This is a genomic window from Larkinella sp. (genome assembly GCF_965227735.1).
Lineage (GTDB): Bacteria > Bacteroidota > Bacteroidia > Cytophagales > Spirosomataceae > Larkinella.
Genome location: NZ_OZ245776.1, coordinates 2804548 through 2823086 on the forward strand (window position 1 = coordinate 2804548; position 18539 = coordinate 2823086).

The 18539-nt window shown below is 52.6% G+C and carries 7 protein-coding genes; 3 read left to right on the top strand and 4 right to left on the bottom strand.

Annotated elements, in window-relative coordinates; translation table 11 throughout:
• The first annotated feature begins 67 nt into the window (after positions 1–67).
• The 3 genes from ACO064_RS10855 to ACO064_RS10865 all read left to right on the top strand — a co-directional run bounded on the left by ACO064_RS10855 (position 68) and on the right by ACO064_RS10865 (position 8235).
• Entirely contained in the window at positions 68–2722 is a 2655-nt protein-coding gene (locus ACO064_RS10855) for a permease prefix domain 2-containing transporter (RefSeq protein WP_421827387.1), read from the top strand.
• Positions 2723–2849: 127 nt separating this feature from the next.
• Positions 2850–5504, top strand: coding sequence for an ABC transporter permease (locus tag ACO064_RS10860; RefSeq protein ID WP_421827388.1), 2655 nt, complete (start codon positions 2850–2852; stop codon positions 5502–5504).
• A gap of 127 nt (positions 5505–5631) precedes the next feature.
• Positions 5632–8235, top strand: a complete 2604-nt coding sequence (locus tag ACO064_RS10865; RefSeq protein ID WP_421827389.1) for an ABC transporter permease — start codon at positions 5632–5634, stop codon at positions 8233–8235.
• A 516-nt stretch (positions 8236–8751) separates the two neighbouring features.
• Here the strand turns inward: ACO064_RS10865 and ACO064_RS10870 are convergent.
• From ACO064_RS10870 to ACO064_RS10885, 4 genes are all read right to left on the bottom strand, one after another.
• Complete coding sequence (locus tag ACO064_RS10870; RefSeq protein WP_421827390.1) at positions 8752–9843, bottom strand: hybrid sensor histidine kinase/response regulator; 1092 nt, start codon at positions 9841–9843, stop codon at positions 8752–8754.
• A 38-nt stretch (positions 9844–9881) separates the two neighbouring features.
• Entirely contained in the window at positions 9882–13190 is a 3309-nt protein-coding gene (locus ACO064_RS10875; RefSeq protein WP_421827391.1) for a PAS domain S-box protein, read from the bottom strand.
• A 120-nt stretch (positions 13191–13310) separates the two neighbouring features.
• Complete coding sequence (locus ACO064_RS10880; RefSeq protein ID WP_421827392.1) at positions 13311–15968, bottom strand: ABC transporter permease; 2658 nt, start codon at positions 15966–15968, stop codon at positions 13311–13313.
• A 129-nt stretch (positions 15969–16097) separates the two neighbouring features.
• A complete protein-coding gene (locus tag ACO064_RS10885) occupies positions 16098–18491 on the bottom strand; it encodes an ABC transporter permease (RefSeq protein ID WP_421827393.1) in 2394 nt (797 codons plus the stop codon).
• Between the last annotated feature and the right edge of the window lie 48 nt (positions 18492–18539).

Genomic DNA, 18539 nt, shown 5'->3' on the forward strand with positions numbered 1-18539 from the left:
AGAGGTTTCGCCGACGTCCAACCTTCGACATTTGTTATTCGACGTTCAGTGTTCGATATTAAAAAAAATGAAACCAGCCAAAACGCCAGATCATCCAAATCGAAACATTGGACCACCGCCCCGTTGGGCTACCATCCTCCTCAACTGGCTGGGTGATCCCAACACCGTGGAGGAGGTGCAGGGCGATTTGCTCGAACTCTACGCCTATTGGGTCAAAACCGGGGGCGAACGGAAAGCGCGCTGGCGGTATGCCCTGAGTGTTTTGAAGTTGTTGCGGCCATTATCCAAACGAAAAGAACTGTATTCAACCCCATTTTTACTGAGTCCTGCTATGTTACGGAATTACCTGAAAATCGCTTCAAGAAATCTCGTTAAGAGCAAAGTGTACAGCGCCCTGACGTTATTGGGACTAGCCGCCGGTATGACGTGTGCTATTTTGTTGGGCCTGTATGTATATGACGAACTGACTTACGATCATTATCACAAGCACGCGGAGCGGATTTTTCGGGTCAATCAATACATCAAATGGTCCGACAATGAATACAAACTGGGCATTACCTCGGCACCGATGGGGCCCGCTTTGCAACAGGAATACCCGGAAGTTAACAGCATACTGCGCGTAAAAAAGAGCAATGAAACCCTGTTTCGGGCGGGCGAAAAAGTCCTGTATGCGAAGCATGTTATTTACGCCGACTCGACGCTGTTTACCTTTTTCGATTATGAATTTGTCGAGGGTAACCACCAAACCGCCCTCCTCAACCGCAATAGCGTGGTTCTGACGCAAAAACTGGCGGTTAATCTCTTCGGCAGGACTGATGGCTTACTGGGTAAAGTTATCCAGGTGAAAGATAATCTACCGGTTATGGTTGCCGGAGTGATCAGGGACGTACCTACCAACCACCACTTGAAATTTGAAGCCATTCTGCCGTATGCGAATGAAGCCATCAGCGGTATCAATCCGGGCAAGTGGGATAGCTTCAACTCGATGGTGTATGTCCTGCTAAACCGGGCCGATGAGCAGCGGAAGCTGGAAGCCAAAATGCCCGCCTTTTATAAAAAATACATTGCCCGCGCTCTTGAAGACGATGGTGGAAACAAAGTCAAATTCGATATCACTTTTCAACCGGTAACGGATATTCACCTTCGGTCGACGCACTTGATGGGTGAAGAGAATGGCGGTAACATGGCGTACGTTTACACGTTTTCGGCCATTGGGTTGTTCATCCTGCTGATTGCGGTGGTCAACTACATCAACCTGGCAACCGCCCGGTCGGCCGGTCGGGCGAAAGAAATTGGCATTCGAAAAGCCATCGGGTCACTTCGCTTGCAGCTTCTGGGGCAGTTTCTGGCCGAATCCATTCTGTCGTCGTTTCTGGCTTTATTCTTCAGTCTGCTGCTGCTGTGTATGCTATTGCCTCTTTTCAACAAACTGACAGACAAATCGTTGACACTCGCCCTTTGGAATGGACAAACCGGTTTTCAACTCACCGGTTTTGCGCTGGTCATCGGCCTGATCAGTGGCCTTTACCCGGCTTTCATTCTCTCCCGCTTCAAACCTGCCGTGGTTTTGAAAGGAAACTTTACGGCCAGCGGAAAAGGCGCTTTGCTGCGGCAATCGCTGGTGGTGGTTCAGTTTACGATTTCGATGGTCATGATGGTGGGGACGATCATCGTTTATCGCCAGTTGCAGTTTATGCGGCACACCCAACTGGGACTCAATCAGGAGCAGGTACTTACCATTCCGCTCAAAGTGCCTTCCGCTCAAAAGTCGGGTATGGTGCTCAAAAGTAAATTACTGCAAAACTCCCTTATCAAAGGAGCCAGCCTGACCAACGGCACGGTGGGGAGCGAAATGAACAACAAGAGTGCATTCACTTTTTATGCGGGAGGCACCGAACAGAGTGTAAGCACGGAACACTTTTCGATTGACCACGACTTTCTCAGTGTCTTGCAAATCAAGCTAAAAGAGGGGCGCAATTTTTCACCGGATCTGGCCAGCGATTCGACCGGTGCGGTGCTGGTCAATGAAGCGATGCTCAAGCGCCTGGGCTGGAAAAACCGCACGGCCGGACTCGTTGAACTGGGTTCGAGAAAAATACCGATCGCGGGTGTCATCCGGGATTTCCACCTGCATTCACTGCACAACAAAATCGAACCGCTGGTGCTGGTTTTACACCCGGATCGGGGCGATAACCTGCTGGTTCGGGTGATGCCTCAAAACATTCCGGCTGCGCTGGCGTATGTGAGGGCGGTTTATGAGGAGGCCAATCCCAATCAGCCGTTCGAATACACCTTTCTGGACCAGACTTTTGCCGAACAATACCGCTCCGACGAGCAGAAAGGAGGACTCTTTCTGGGCTTTTCGGGCATGGCCATCTTCATTGCCTGTCTGGGTCTGTTCGGACTCGCAACGTTTACGGCGGAGCAACGCACCAAAGAAATTGGCGTTCGGAAAGTGCTGGGCGCGTCGGTTGCCAGCATCGTGGCCCTGCTGTCGAAAGACTTCCTGAAACTGGTGGGCATTTCCATCCTGATTGCGTCGCCCATGGCCTGGTATGGTATGAACCGCTGGCTCCAGAATTTCGCCTACAAAATCGACCTGGAATGGTGGGTATTTGCCCTGGCCGGTTTGGTGGCGATTGGCATTGCTCTATTGACGGTTTCGTTCCAGAGCATCAAAGCGGCTTTGATGAATCCGGTGAAAAGCTTGCGAAGTGAATGAAAATCAATGGAATAGCGAATACTGAACAGCGAATATCGAACACTGAATATCGAATAACGAACACCGGAATCCGGAGCACGCACTTCGACATTCAACATTCGTTATTCAATATGCGCTATTAAAAACCATGAAACCTTCCACTCCACCAAGCCCAAAACCGCCCCGCTGGGCTTCCACCCTGCTCGACTGGCTGGGTGATCCCAACACTGTGGAGGAGGTGCAGGGCGATTTGCTCGAACTCTACGCCTATTGGGTAAAAACCGGGGGCGAACGAAAAGCCAATTGGCGGTATAGTTGGAGTGTTTTGAAGTTGTTGCGGCCACTGGCCAAACGAAAATCATCTGCTGCGTATCCTTCACCTTTTTTATTGAGTCCTCACATGATCCGGAATTATTTAAAAATCGCCCTCCGAAGCCTCGCCAAAAGCAAAGGATATTCATTGATCAACATCGCCGGTCTGGCTGCGGGCCTGGCATGTACGGTCGTGATTTTTCTCGTGATCAAACATGAAACCAGCTACGACCAGAACCACACCAACGGGAGCCGGATTTACCGCGTTGAAACTGAAAACACCAAAGAAAAACACACCTCTCCGGGCACCTTTACCGGCATGGCACACGCTTTACGGACGGATGTTCCTGAAGCGGAACTCGTCGTTCCGCTGTTTAAGGTTAGAGGCAGCATCTTTGCCGTTCCCTCGACCGACAAACGGTTTAAAGAATCGTTCGTATTTGCCGACAACAGGCTATTCCATTTGCTGAACTATCAGTGGCTTGCGGGCAATGCCCGGACGGCTCTCTCGCAACCCAACACCGTTGTCTTAAGCCGGGCGTATGCCGAAAAGTATTTTGGCACCACGGATGTCCTCAGTAAAGTCATTCAGCTCGATAACAAACAAGAGTTGATGGTGGCCGGTGTGCTGGAAGATCAGCCGTCGACCACCAGTTTTCCGTTCGATATGCTGGTTTCATTTTCTACTCTCAAAAACACCAGTCCGGACTTCGATTTAAACAAATGGAATGGATGGGGCGACAATTTCCAGGTGTTTGTGTTGCTAAAAAAAGGCATTGACCCCGCGCAACTGAACAAACGGTTTCGGTCGATCATACTCAAGTACATGGATAAAGAAGCGCTGTCCAACAAAAACTTCTTGCTGACCCCGTTATCCCAACTCCATTACACCAGCAACCTGAGTGGTCGAACGGCCAACCTCAGTTTACTCAAGACCCTGTCATTCGTTAGCTTGCTGGTGCTGCTGATTGCCTGCTTCAACTTCATTAACCTCAGCACCGCCCAGGCATTCAAACGGGCGAAAGAGGTCGGCATTCGCAAGGCCGTGGGCAGTAACCGCCGGTCGCTGGTCTATCAGTTTCTGACGGAAGCCGGGCTGATTACATTTCTGGCGGTTTTACTAGCCATCCTGCTGGCACAAATGACCCTCTCGACCGTAGCCGGTATGCTGGCGGTTCCACTCACCACGCCGGATTTGTTCTCATGGCAAACCGGTTTGTTTGTTTTCATCCTGGCGGTCCTGACTACCTTGCTGGCGGGGGTTTATCCGGCGTTCCGGCTGTCGGGCATGGCACCAATCTGGGCGTTGAAAAACAATGCGCTGACGCAGGGAAAGCAGTGGTTGTCGTTGCGGCAGGGATTGGTTGTCGTTCAATTTACGGTTTCGCTGATTCTCATCAGCAGTGCGTTGCTGATCAACCAGCAGCTTACTTTCTTCCGGAACGCGGATCTGGGTTTTAATAAAGCGGCCATTATTACCGTCGGATTACCCGAAAACAAACCCGAAAAACTACAAGCCCTTCGCAATCAACTGGTCGGGTCTTCGCAGATTAAGGACGTCAGTTTCTCGTTCAACAGCGCATCGGCAGAAAGCAACTGGATGCAGAGCATGCAATACCGAAAAGGAACCAAAACGATCGACATCAGGACCCAGACGAAAATGGGCGATTCGCGTTACCTGGACACCTACGGCATCCCATTGCTGGCCGGGGAAAAACTCAGGGATACCGACACCGCTTCCGCAGCGATCAAAGTCCTCGTCAATGAAATATTCCTGAACCGATCGGGCATCAGCCGACCCGCTGAGGCCATTGGACAGAAAGTATATTTTGGAGACAGTCAGGAGTTCGCCACGATTGTTGGCGTAACCAAAAACTTCAATGTCAACTCATTGCACCAGAAAATCGACCCGACACTGATCATGGTCGTGCCGAAGAATTTTTACCAGGCGGGCATCAAACTGCAAATGGAGAAGCCAGCGGCCGAAACGGTACAGGCGGTTTTGGCGCATATTGAAAAGGTCTGGACAGCCACGTTCCCGAACCAGGTGTTTGAGTATAGTTTCCTGGAAGAAACGCTGGCGCAGGCCTACAAGTCCGAGACCCGGACGGCGCAACTCATTGAAGCATCGACGTTTTTAGCGGTTTTGATTGCCTGTCTCGGTTTGTTCGGCCTGGCCACATTTACCGCCGAGCAGCGCACCAAAGAAATCGGCGTTCGTAAAGTATTGGGCGCATCCGTAGCCAGCATTATTACGCTGCTCTCCAGAGACTTCCTGAAACTGATTCTGATTGCGATCGTCCTGGCGTCACCGGTTGCCTGGTATGCCATGAATCAATGGCTACAGAATTTCGAGTTCAAGATTGAGATCAGGTGGTGGGTATTTGCGCTAACAGGCCTGCTGATGGCGGGAATCGCCCTGCTGACCGTCAGTTTCCAAAGCATCAAAGCCGCTTTGGTGAATCCGGTGAAGAGTCTGCGAAGTGAGTGAAAATAAAGGAAATAGTGAATATTGAATACTGAACAGCGACTGGGCCGCCAGCGCGGTATCGAAATCAAACTTCGAAAGCTAAGCCCTCACTTCGTTATTCAATATTCAATATTCGATATTAAAACGTATGAAATCTTCTACCCCAAAACCGCCCCGCTGGGCTTCCACCCTGCTCGACTGGCTGGGTGATCCCAACACTGTGGAGGAGGTGCAGGGCGATTTGCTCGAACTCTACGCCTATTGGGTCAAAACCGGGGGCGAACGAAAGGCCAATTGGCGGTATAGTTGGAGTGTTTTGAAGTTGTTGCGGCCACTGGCCAAAGCAAAAAAAGCCGATTCTTCACCCTTTTTTCTGAATCCCGATATGATCCGGAATTATATTAAAATCTCTCTGCGAAATCTCATTCGCAACAAAGCCTTTTCGGCCATCAACATCGCCGGGCTGGCTCTCGGCATGGCTTCCAGTCTGCTGATTTTCCTCTGGATTCAGGATGAACTTCATATTGGAACGCACTATCCCAACGCGGCTCACTTATACCGCGTGATGGAGCACGAAATTACGGATGGCCAAATTGTTACCGATGATAATACGCCCGGCATTCTGGCCGATGAACTCAAAAAACAGTTTCCGGAGGTGGTTTACGCGGCCGGTTTCTCCGGAGGAGAGGGCCACGTTTTATCGGTGGGCGACAAAGTAGCCAGACAGTCGGGGTGCTTTGTCGGAACCGACTGGTTAACGATGTATAGTATCCCATTGGTTGCGGGTTCGGCCAAAACGGCTCTCAATTCGCCCACGAGTCTGGTCATCTCGAAAAAGCTGGCCGAAATTTATTTCGGCAGTCCGCAGGCAGCCTTGGGTAAGTCCATCCGATTCGATAGCAGGAACGACTACCAGGTGACGGCGGTTTTCGAAAATCAGCCAGCCCACTCGCCCGACCAGTACGATTTTCTGCTAAACTGGGAGGGCTACCTGAAACGGGAACCCTGGCTCAACAAGTGGGACAATTATGGACCCGGAACCCGCCTGCAACTCCGCGCCGATGCTGACCCCAATCGGTTAAATGCAAAGCTGAAAACGTTCCTGAAAGGCCGGAACAAAGACATTGGGCCGAATTTTAACATTGAAATGTTTCTGCAACCGGAGACGGAAGCGTACCTGTATTCGAACTTCAAAAACGGCCACCGCGATGGCGGACGCATCGATTATGTGCGGCTTTTTAGCATCGTGGCGGTTTTTGTGCTGTTTATTGCGTGCATCAACTTCATGAATCTGGCCACGGCGCGGTCGGTCAAGCGAGCGCGGGAGGTGGGTGTCCGGAAAGTGGTGGGCGCCGAACGGTCGTCGCTGATCGGGCAGTTTATGGGCGAAGCCCTGCTGTTGACAACACTCTCGCTCGGGCTGGCGGTTGGGCTGGTGATGCTGGTCTTGCCGGTATTCAACCAGCTGACGGAGAAACACCTCGCCCTGCCGGTCGATCAACCGGTATTCTGGGCCGCGTTGGTCGGGTTGTTGATCGGAACCGGCGGGGTGGCCGGGAGCTATCCGGCCTTGTTTCTGTCGTCGCTCAATCCCGTGCGTGTTCTCAAAGGAGCCTTGCGGTTTGGGGCCAGCGCGCAATTATTCCGGCGTGGGCTGGTGGTTTTCCAGTTTGTGCTGTCGATGCTGCTGATTAGTGGAACGGTGGTTATTTATCAGCAACTCCGGTATATACAGACAAAAAATCTGGGCTACGACCGCGAGAATCTGATCAGCATTCCCAGCGAGGGTGAGATCGCTCAAAAATTCACGCTGTTTAAAGCCGAATTGCTTCAATCGTCGGGCATTCAGGCCGTTTCGAGCATGCAGACGAATCCGTTATACAATGGAAACACGACGGAAAGCGTCAGTTGGACCGGCAAAGACCCGAGTGCGGTTATTTCGTTCAACAACACCGCCGTTGGCTATGATTTTGCGAAGACCCTGAACGTTAAATTCATTCGTGGACGCGATTTCTCACCCGATTTCAGGACTGATTCAACCAATTACCTCATCAATGAAGCCGCGGCCCGGCGCATGGGCTACAAAGATCCGGTTGGGCAGCCACTGACGTTCTGGAATAAACCGGGGAAGATCGTGGGTCTGATCGAAAACTTTCATTTCAACTCCCTGCACAACCCCATCAAACCGCTCATCATTCGTCTGACGAACCGTCCTTTCGGAAACATTCTGATCCGAACCCAGCCCGGCCAGACCAAACAGGCACTGGTCAGTATCGAGGCTCTTTACCAGAAACTGAACCCCAAATTTCCGTTCACCTACTCGTTTGTCGATACCGAGTATGAGAAGCTCTACAGAAGCGAAACCGTCGTGGGGACGCTGTCCACCCTTTTTGCGGTATTGGCCATTTTCATTGCCTGCCTCGGTCTGTTTGGTTTAGCCGCCTTTATGGCCGAGCAACGCACGAAGGAAATTGGCGTTCGGAAGGTACTCGGCGCATCGGTTTCCAGCATCGTAACGCTGCTCTCACAGGATTTTCTGAAACTGGTTCTAATTGCCATCATCATTGCGTCGCCCCTGGCCTGGTATGCCATGAACCGGTGGCTCCAGGGTTTTGCTTACAAAATCGACATCGACTGGTGGGTTTTTGCCCTGACCGGCCTGCTCTCGGTGGGCATTGCCCTGCTGACCGTCAGCTTCCAAAGCATCAAAGCGGCTTTGGTGAATCCGGTGAAAAGTCTGCGAAGCGAATGAAATCAAGGGAATAGAAAATAGCGAATAACGAACACTGAATTAATACTGTACGAAGGATTGATTTTGCCGAATAGTCTTTGGGTTTAAATAAACATGCTTTTAAAATGGCCTTTTTTATCTATTAACTACGGTTTTTGACAACCATTTTGTAATGACAGGGCAAGCCCGGGCTGACTGGGCCGCGTAGCGGACGGATGTTTATAGCAAGACGCAGGTATGCTCGCGGTCCAGCGCCTTGCTACAAACATCTGTCCGCTACGCGGCCCACCTCTTACCGTTTGTTTCAATGGATACAATACAGAAAAATTTGTACGCCAACGTCCCAAGCTTGAAGCACAGAGAACAATCCTTCGTACAGTACTAACACTGAATATTGAATAACGAAGGCTGGACGTCGGCAGAGCCTCTTCATTATTCATTATTCATTATTCGTTATTCAATATTCAATATTCAGTGTTCAATATTCAGTGTTCAATATTCGTTATTCAATATTCAATATTCAGTGTTCGTTATTCTCTATCCATTATTAACCCCCTGAAAAACAGCCGTTACCGACGTCTCTCCCATCGGCAGACTTTCGATTTCGAGGGTATTTCCTGTCACTTCCAGCAGTTTTTTGACGATGGCAAGACCCAGCCCGGAGCCTTGCTGTTCGTAGCTTTTGCGGTCGAATTGGACGTACGGCGCAATGCGGGCGATGTCTTCCGGTTTAAACGGTTGTCCACGGTTTACAATCGTCAATCGGTAGGAGTCGCCCGCCCGGCGACCCGTGATTCGAATAGGACTTGACCCATTGGAAAACTTGTGTGCGTTGTCGATCAATTCATCCAGCACAATCCGCAGACCGGTTTCCGACATACAAACCGGAGCCCCTGCCACATCAATCTGACTTTGAATAGGCTGATCGTGTCGCTCATTAACCGTGCGGATTTGATGATTTACCACATCAGAATCCAGTCGTGAAATCCCCTTGATAAACTGGACAGACGCCGGATTTTCCTGAAGATCTTCCATGAGCCGCAGATTGTCCAGAGAGCGTTTCAGCCGCAGCCCACAGGTTTTGATCATGCCCAGCATCGACAGGCTATCTTCCTGATCGAATTCGTTGTAATGCTCCATCAGCAACGTAACGAAACCGAGAATGCCGCTCAGGGGCGTGTTGTATTCATGATTGGACATCCGGGTGATGGTCCGGCGGAGTTCTCCCAACCGGCTTTGCAGGTCGGATTCCCGCAGTGCCTCGCGCTGAAGACGACTTTCGATGGCCAGCAGCAGGCTCTCCAGCGTAAAAGGTTTGGTCAGGTAATCATCCGCCCCCGAGATCATACCCCGACGCACGTCGGCGTCCTCCGTTTTGGCCGTCAAAAAAATGAAGGGAACCGTTGCCAGTGACCGGTTGCTGCGAATGGCTTCCAGCACCTGATATCCATCCATCTCCGGCATCATGATGTCGCACAGGATCAGGTCGGGCTGCGACACCATCGCCAGACTAATGCCCTCCCGCCCATTGGGGGCCGATTCTACGTCGTAGCCTTTCAGACTCAGTAAGGTGGTTACATTGTCCCGAATCGGGGTTTCGTCTTCAATCAGTACGATTCGCGTAGCCATAAAGGGTGGATTTTTAAGTGGGAATGAACAGGGCGGGATTACGACGATGGGATAGAAAGACTGTCGGGTTCGATCGGCAGCCGGATGGTAAACATTGATCCTTTCGTTTCCTGGCTTTCGACGGTGAGCGTTCCCCCGTGAAGCTCCACAAACTGACGGGCAATCACCAGACCGAGTCCGGTGCCCTGAATGCTGGCCGTATTGCTGGCCCGGAAAAAGGTTTGAAAGAGGGAAGAAAGTTCGGTGGCCGGGATGCCGATGCCTTCGTCAATGACCTCGATGACCAATGTCTGTTTCTCAAAGCGGATCACCAAGCCGGGATTGGTTTTTGAAAATTTAAAGGCATTGGACAGTAAATTGACCAAAACGTGGGTCATCAGCTTTTCATCCAGATACGCCCGGGACGACGGCCCACCCAACGAAACATGGACAGTTCGCCCGTCGGGCTGGTGGCTGAAATGACTGCCGATGATCTGCTGGCACAACGCCAGGATATCGACCCATTGGGGATTGAAAGCCACTTTGCCCGATTCAATTTTGCCGATGGTGAGCATGTCCGAGAGCAAACCGGTATAATTTTGAACCTGCTGCTGAATTACCTCCAGATAGTTTTTAATGGCCGGGCGGGCGGTTTCCGGCCGCTGTTCCAGATACAGACGAATCAAATCGACACTGGTCTGGATGGTGGCCAGGGGTGTGCGGAACTCGTGCGATGCCGTCGAAACGACCTGCGATTTTAGCTTGCTGAGTTCCTGTTCGCGCGCCAGCGATTGCTGCAACACCAGTTCTTTCTCTTTCTGGCTGGTGATGTCGTTGGCAATCCCGATATACCGAATCGGCAAGCCCTGGTTGTCTTTCATAACGAACGTCCGGATCAGGAGCCACCGGATCGCCTGGTGTGTGCCTTTCACCCGGCACTGAACCGTCACTTCCTGCCCCTGCCGGTATTTTTCAAATTCGGCCAGCGTTGCGGCCCGGTCTTCTTCCAGAATCGTGTCCAGAAAAGAGTGCTCACCTTTGAGCGCATTCTGGCGTACAATCCCAAACACGCGTTCGTACGCCGGATTGATATACAGCAACCTGAACGGCTCCACCGAGTGAATCCAGAAGACCTCATCCACGTTTTCGGCAATCTCGCGAAACCGCTGTTCGCTCTCCCGCAGGGCATCTTCGGCCAGTTTTCGCTGGGTAATGTCGCGGGCTGACCCGTATACCAGGTTATCAATTCCAATGGCATTCCACTCGATGATGCGGTAGGTGCCGTCTTTTTTGCGAAACCGGTTAATCTGGTTGCGAACCGGCCGGTGCAGAATGCCCGTCAACAGGTGTTGAAAAACGAACTTCTGTTCGTCGGGATGCAGCAGATGCAAAAACGGAATAGCCATCAGCTCGGCTTCCGTATACCCCAGTGCCACCTGAAAAGCCTGATTGATTTTCGATAGGTTTCCCTGGCTGTCGGAGATGCAGTGCATGTCCAGCGCCCCCACGAAGAAGGTATTCAGCTCCCGGTTTTTCTGTTTCAGTTTTTCTTCAGCCGCCTTGAGCAACGAAATATCCGTCGCCATGCCCACATACCCCGTAATCTCTCCCTGCTCATTCTGTAGCGTGCTGGTGGTCAACAAAACCGGAACCCGCTTTCCGCCTTTGCCCTCAATCAGGCATTCGGTCTGAAAATAGCCCTGTTCCTGCAGGATCGGCTGAATCAGAAAAGAGGGCGGGGCACTGGGCAGTTCGGCCTGGTAGGTCAGAATGGGAACCGGGGCTTCGGAAATGTCAAAACGCGTCTGGGGATGTCGGCCAATGAGTTCGTCGGCCCGATAGCCCGACACCTGCTCAACGGCCGGATTTGCCGTCAGCACCACGCCCTGCGTATCGGTGGAAATGATGGCCTGCCCGGCATTTTTGAGGATGGCATTTTGCAAGGCCAGGAGTTGACCGAGTTCCCGGGTTCGTTCCGCCACCCGCTGTTCGAGCTGTTCGGTATGCTGTTGTAGCCGTTCATTCAGGTATTGCTGGTAGATAACGATGGCTAGCTGACTGGCCACCTCGCCGGCAATCTGGCAGTATTCTTCCGTAAAAAACCGGGGTGTGTGCGACAGCAGCACAAAAGCGCCGATGTATTGCTGCTGGCTGAACAGCGGAATAACGAGCAGCGACCGAAACCCCCGTTTATACAGGTTTAGTTCCGGCGGAATAGCCACAGAATCCGGTTGCAGGTGATCCAGCAGCCAGGATTGTCCATTCAGCAACGGCTCGACTTTAAACAGATGAACGGGCAAGCCGGCAGCCGTCCGGGTGGCCATTTCATTGCCAACCAGCCAACTTTCGGCCTGCGCCAGGCCCGTTGCATCGTTAAACCGGAAAACCACCAGTTGCTCGCACGGCACCAGTTCCCGGACGTGCAGAAGGGCGGCTGCTTCGGGGCCCTGTTCGGTCAAACTCTGGTTGAGCAAGGCCCGCTCAATGGCCTGAAACCCCTGAAGACGCTGGTTTGTCCGGGTCAATGTCTGATTAATCCGGTGCAGTTGTTCATTTTTCTGGTGCAGCAGATCGGCCTGCTCCCGCAACGCCTGCTGCTGCTTTTGCAGGATCGTATTGTCCAGATACGTCAGCAACACTCCGTCGCCAATCCGGGTCAGATGGCCTTCTACCCACAAATCCAGCCCATCGGCCTGGTAATGCGCTTCGTAGTGTTTGGGAATCCCGGTTTGTAACACGTCTACGAGACGCCCGAAGGAACCCTGTTCGCGGGCCGAAGGGAAGAGATCGAGTATGCTGCGGCCGATCAGTCGGTCGACGGAGAGCCCTACCGTCCGGGCATTGACGGGATTGGTCAAGGCATAGCGAAAGTCGGTGACGTCACCAGCCTCGTTCCGAACCGGGTGAAACAACGTCAGCCCGGCCGGTAAATGTTCCACAATCGTTTGCAACAACTGGGTTTGTTGCTCCAGTGCCAGTTGCGCTTGTTTGGACGCGGTAATATCGAGGGAGGTGATGATGATCCCTTCGTATTTTTTGCTCACCGTGACATCCACCCAGTTGATGGTGTTGCCAATCGGGTGTGGTCGTTCAAAGCGCTGGGTAATGCCGGTTTCCCAGGCCTGGACGTACCGGCTGAAAACACCCGTATCGACGAAACTGGGAAAAACCTGGAGCATCGTCGTCTGACCGATCTCGCCGGGCGTCAGTGCCGACATCTTCAGGGCAGCATGATTTCCCCAGATGTAGCGAAAGTCGGCTACCTGGTTGTTTTGAACGATAGGCTGGCAATACAACACCGCAACCGGGATGACGTCCTGAAAACTCTCCAGTTGTTGTGCCCGAACGGTTTCATCCTGAAAAATCATACACGCTGAGTACCCCATTTGCAGGCCTGTAGAACTCTGGCCTACAAAGAAGTAAGTATCTGATTACGGCAAAAATTGAGCCAGACAGCAGGCTCTTTCCGTAATCCTTGCGTGCTTGCGTCATTCGGAACGCAGCGACTTCACCGGGTTCCTGAAAGCGGCTTTGACAGACTCATAAGACACCGTGAGCAGTGTGATACCCGCAGTCAGCAGCGCGGCCAGCGCAAAAATCCACCAGCTCAGTTCAATCCGGTATTCGTAGCCCCGGAGCCAGTGGGTCATCAGCCACCAGCCCAGTGGAGCGGCCACCAGAAAGCCCAGCAAAACCAGCTTGCCAAACTCCCGGCCAAACAGCCACAGAAGCTGAGACTGAGTGGCTCCAAGCACTTTCCGGACTCCGATTTCCTTCGTTTTCGATTCGGCCATGAACGCCACCAAACCATAGACGCCCAGACTCCCGATCAGAATGGCCACCAGCGAAAAGACCTGAATCAGTCCCAGCAAAATCCGTTCGGTCAGGTAAAACTCATTCACCAGTTCGTCTACGAAAACCGCTTTGAAAACGTTTTCGGGAAACAGCCCATTCCAGGCTTTTTCAACCGCCTGTACCGTAGCGGGCCGGTTGCCCGGAGCCACTTTCAAGGCCGCCATGGCAAAATCCGTATGCGAATTGAGCAGAGCCGTGGGCGGCACACTGCCGTGAACTTTGCCGATCTGAAAATCATTCACCACGCCCACCACGGTTTTGGTTCCCCCAAAAACCGTGAGCCGTTTGCCCAGAATAGCCGCAGGGGTCGGCAACCCCAGTTGTTTGATCATGGCCTGATTCACCAGCACTTCGTTGTTCGTCGAATCGTTGGTGAGGAAATTCCGCCCCACCACCAGCTTCAGGTCGAACAGTGGAACGTAGTCTTTGTCGCCCACTTTCACATTGACCGGAAACTTCTCCGGTTCCGGATGGCTGTCGTAGGTAAACGGAACCGGCGGACGGCGGTACGAAGCGGGAGGATCGCCCGCCAGCGCCACCTGTTCAATGCCGGGAAGTTGAGCCAGTTGTTCGCGCAGGGTCTGTTGCTTCAGCGGGTTGGTAGTCGGCACCGGAACCGTCAGCACCGATTCTTTCGTGAAACCCAAATCGGCCTGCTGCATGTGCTGCACCTGCCTCGTCATGACGATGGCCCCAATCACGAAAAGTTGCGTAATAAAAAACTGAACGACCACCAGACCGCGCCGAACCGAAACACCCCCGACCTGCTGCGTCGTCAATCGCCCGCGCAACGCCATCACGGGATTGAACCGCGACAGAATCAGGGCTGGGTAGAAACCTGCCAGCAGAATAACCGCCAGAATCAGACCGACAAACCACCACAACGCGTCGGGCCGAAACACATTCAGCACCGAGAGATCCGCGTTTAGTTTCGCCAGGGCCGTGTTCAACAGGGGCAGGTTGAGCTGGATCAACAGCAGGGCCAGCCCGACTGCCGCCAGCACCACCAGGGTGGTTTCGGTCAGAAACTGGCCAATCAACTGCCCGCGCGTGCTCCCGATGGCTTTCCGAACGCCCACTTCTTTCGACCGTTTGATGGCGCGGGCCGTGGCGACGTTGACGAAATTGATACAGGCAGCCCCGACCAGAAATACACCCAGGATGATCAGCGCATACAGAATAGAGCGCGGAGCATGGCCGCCGTATTGTGGATTGTGATTCAGGTCGCTCAGGGGCAAGGCTCGAAAATCAAGCCGTTTCGCTTCCGGCCCGGCTAGGTACTTCCGGCGAATGGTCGGAAAGGCCTGAGTCAACCGGGCAACGGAAGCCCCTTTCCGAAGGGTTACAAAACACAGGGCAGCGGGCGCATCCCAGCGTTGCATGGCGTGTAAATCGCCCGTTAACACGGGAAAAGTCGCGTAGGAAACCAGCATCTCCAGGGGCAGCTTGGTATTGGAGGGCGGGTTTTTAATGACACCCGTAACGGTTAGGTTCGTCTGGTTATCAAACCGCAGTGTGCGGCCAATCGGGTCGGCGTCGTCGAAGTATTTGTGGGCGTAGCGTTCCGATAAAACAACCGTGTTGGGCGCGTTCAGAGCGGTTTTCGGACTTCCCTTCATCCATTCCGTTCTGAATACCTCAAAATATTGCGGTTCGACAAAACCGATGTTGCGCGACTCTTCGAACTTCTTTGCCAAACCGCCTTTTCCGTCCGGTATCCCGATGATTTTCCGAAACGCCAGTTCCAGACGGACGGCGGTTTCCACAAACGGATAATCCCGGCGCAGCACATCGCCCAGCGGTCGGGGCGTGGCATCGCTCGGAACCACGTTATCGTGCCGGATGTCTGTCACGACCCAGTAGGTTCGGTCGGCTTTGGCGTGATAGCGGTCGAAACTGAACAGCCAGTCGACCAGCAGAAAAATCATCAGGCCACTCGCCAGACCGACGGCTAATCCAACCGTACTGATGGTGCTCGAAAGCCGGTTGCGCCAGAGGTTCCGCAGGGAAATGAGGAGGTAATTGCTGAGCATAGTTGGGTTTAGAATAAAAATTAAAGAAGAATCATCCGATTTGTGCTTTCCGGCAAATGGCCATCCGGCCGAACGTCGGCCCGGCCGGGGCCTTACAAATCCCAGCACATCCCACCAATACCGCCATCTGGCCCGCCGTTCGCCAATGCGTTTCACCTGAAAGTCAAACTCCTCGTGCAAATCGCCCTGAATCTCCTCCAGGCGGTGGGCAGAACAGAAGAATTTCAGAAGCTGGTCGGCGAGTTGGGGTGGTTTCATAAGGTTTTAATAGCAAATATTGAATGCTGAATAACGAATATCGAATATCGAATATCGAAGGGTAGACAGCGGAGTCACTTCGATATTCGTTATTCAGCATTTAATATTCGCTATTCAAGCTTTCATTTTTCATTCGCTTCTCAGACTCTTCACCGGATTCGTCAAGGCCGCTTTAATCGCCTGATAACTGACCGTCAATACCGTAAGCCCCAATGCGCCCAATCCGGCAGCGATGAATATCCACCCGGATAGCTCCGTCCGGTATTCGTATTTCTGCAACCACTCATCCAGAAAATAGTACGCGATGGGCGCCGAAATCAGGCACGAAATAATGACCAGCACCACGAAATCTTTCGATAATAACCCCCAGAGGTTGGTGACCGACGCGCCCAAAACCTTGCGAATACCGATTTCTTTGGTTCGTTGTTCGGCCATAAAAGACGCTAACCCAAACAGACCCAGACAGGAAATAAAAATAGCCAATGCGGTAATAAAGGAAGCCAGTTTTCCAATGCGCTCTTCAGTGGCAAACTTGAGCGCAAACTCGGCATCGACAAAATCATAGTCAAAAGGCGCCGTAGGGCTGTATTTTTTAACGACCGCTTCAATCGTCGTCAGAGCCGCATTTGCACTGGAACCGGGATGGATGCGGATCGTCACAAAATTACCGGCCCGTCTGGGGATAAAATAGATCGTTTGTTTAACCGGTTCGTAGGGCGACGACATGAGCATGTCTTTCACCACCCCGATGACTTTAAAACGCCGGTCGTTCCATTGAACGGTTTCGCCCACCGGGTGTTTCAGCCCCATAAACTGGGCGGCCGTTTCGTTGAGCACAAACCCGGACGAATCGCTGGCGAAGGCCCGGGAAAAATCCCGTCCGTCGACAAACTGCCAGCCAACCGTTTTTCCGAAGTCGTGGGAGACACCAACGGTTGCAAAATCGGCCTGCAAACCGGGGCTTTTACCAGCCCAGGTAAAACCGGTATTGTTCGACCAGACGTCCGTGGTGGGGCTTTGCGATTCGGCCAGTGCGGTGACCGCACCGGTTTTCAGCAACGCATCCCGAACCGCATCGTAGTGATCGTGCAGATCCGGCGTGCTGACGTGCATCGACACCAGTCCTTCCCGCGTGTAGCCAATCGGCCGGTTTTTAGCGTGCAGGACCTGGCGATACACCACCACCGTCCCGATCATCAGCGTGATCGAAACCGTAAACTGCAATACGACCAGCACCTGCCGGAGAAGGGCCGCCATCCGCCCCACCCGAAACCGGGCTCCTTTGAGCGTTTTGATCGGCTGGAAAGATGACAGGTAAAAGGCGGGATAACTGCCGGCCAGCAAACCCGTCAGCAAGCTAAACCCGAGTCCGGCGGCCCAAAACCAGGGAGATGACCATAAAAGAACCATTTTTTTGTCGGCCACGTCGTTGAAAACCGGCAAAAGAAGCTGCGCCAGCAGCAGCGAAACCCCAAATGCGATGGTGACGACCAGCAGTGATTCGCTGAAAAACTGGCTGATCAACTGCCACCGGGCCGAGCCAATGGCCTTCCGGATACCAACCTCCTTCGCCCGTTTTTCGGAGCGGGCCGTCGCCAGATTCATGAAATTGATGCAGGCCAGCACCAAAACAAAGGTGCCGATGATCCCGAAAAGCCAGACAAACTGAATGCGACCACCCGCGCTAAGGCCGTTGGTCCATTCCGAATACAGATGCCAGCGGCTCATGGGATGCAGGAAAATTTCGGGTTTGAACTTCAACTCTTCTTTGTCGCCCAGATCGGTTTTAATTGGTTTTATTTTTTCGGACACACGGGCCAGATCGGCCTTGTCGGCAAGCTGGACGAAAATCTGAAACGAGTTATTGCCCCATTCAGGCTGATCCTGCGCGGCTTTTACCCAGTCTGTCGAGGCCACGTATAAATCCCAGGGAGCCACAAACCGCAGGGGCTGAAAGTCGGTATTATCCGGCAAATCTTCGTACACTCCGGTGACTTTTACGTCCAGTTTGTTGTCGATTTTCACCAGCTTATTCATCGCATCTCCATCTCCGAATAGCGCTTTGGCGGTCGATTCGGACAATAGAATGGAAGCCGGTTCTTTCAAACCCGCCTGCGTACCTTTCAGCATTTTTAACGACAACACCTCCGGCGTTTCCGGCGACATGAAATTACCGGTTTTGGTAAATTTGGCATCGCCAAACGTCAGAACATGCCGGGTGGTCCACGACGACAACAGAATGTGCTTGAATTCACTTCCGTAGTGGGTACGCAGCGCAGCAGCCAGCGGAATCGGAACGCCCTGCCCGGTTTTCACCTCGCTGTTGAGGGTTTGCCGGTGCATGACCTGCGCAATCCGGTCGTAGTTTTGATGGGAAGTATTGAACGACAGTTCGTCATGCATCCACAACCCAATCAGCATGGCAATGGCCATTCCTACCGCCAGTCCGCCAATGTTGATAATGGAATATGCCTTGTTGTTAACCAGGTTTCGAACAGCGATTTTCAGGTAATTTCGAATCATATAAGGCAGAACGGTTAGGATAATTATTGAAGGGGTCAATAACGAATA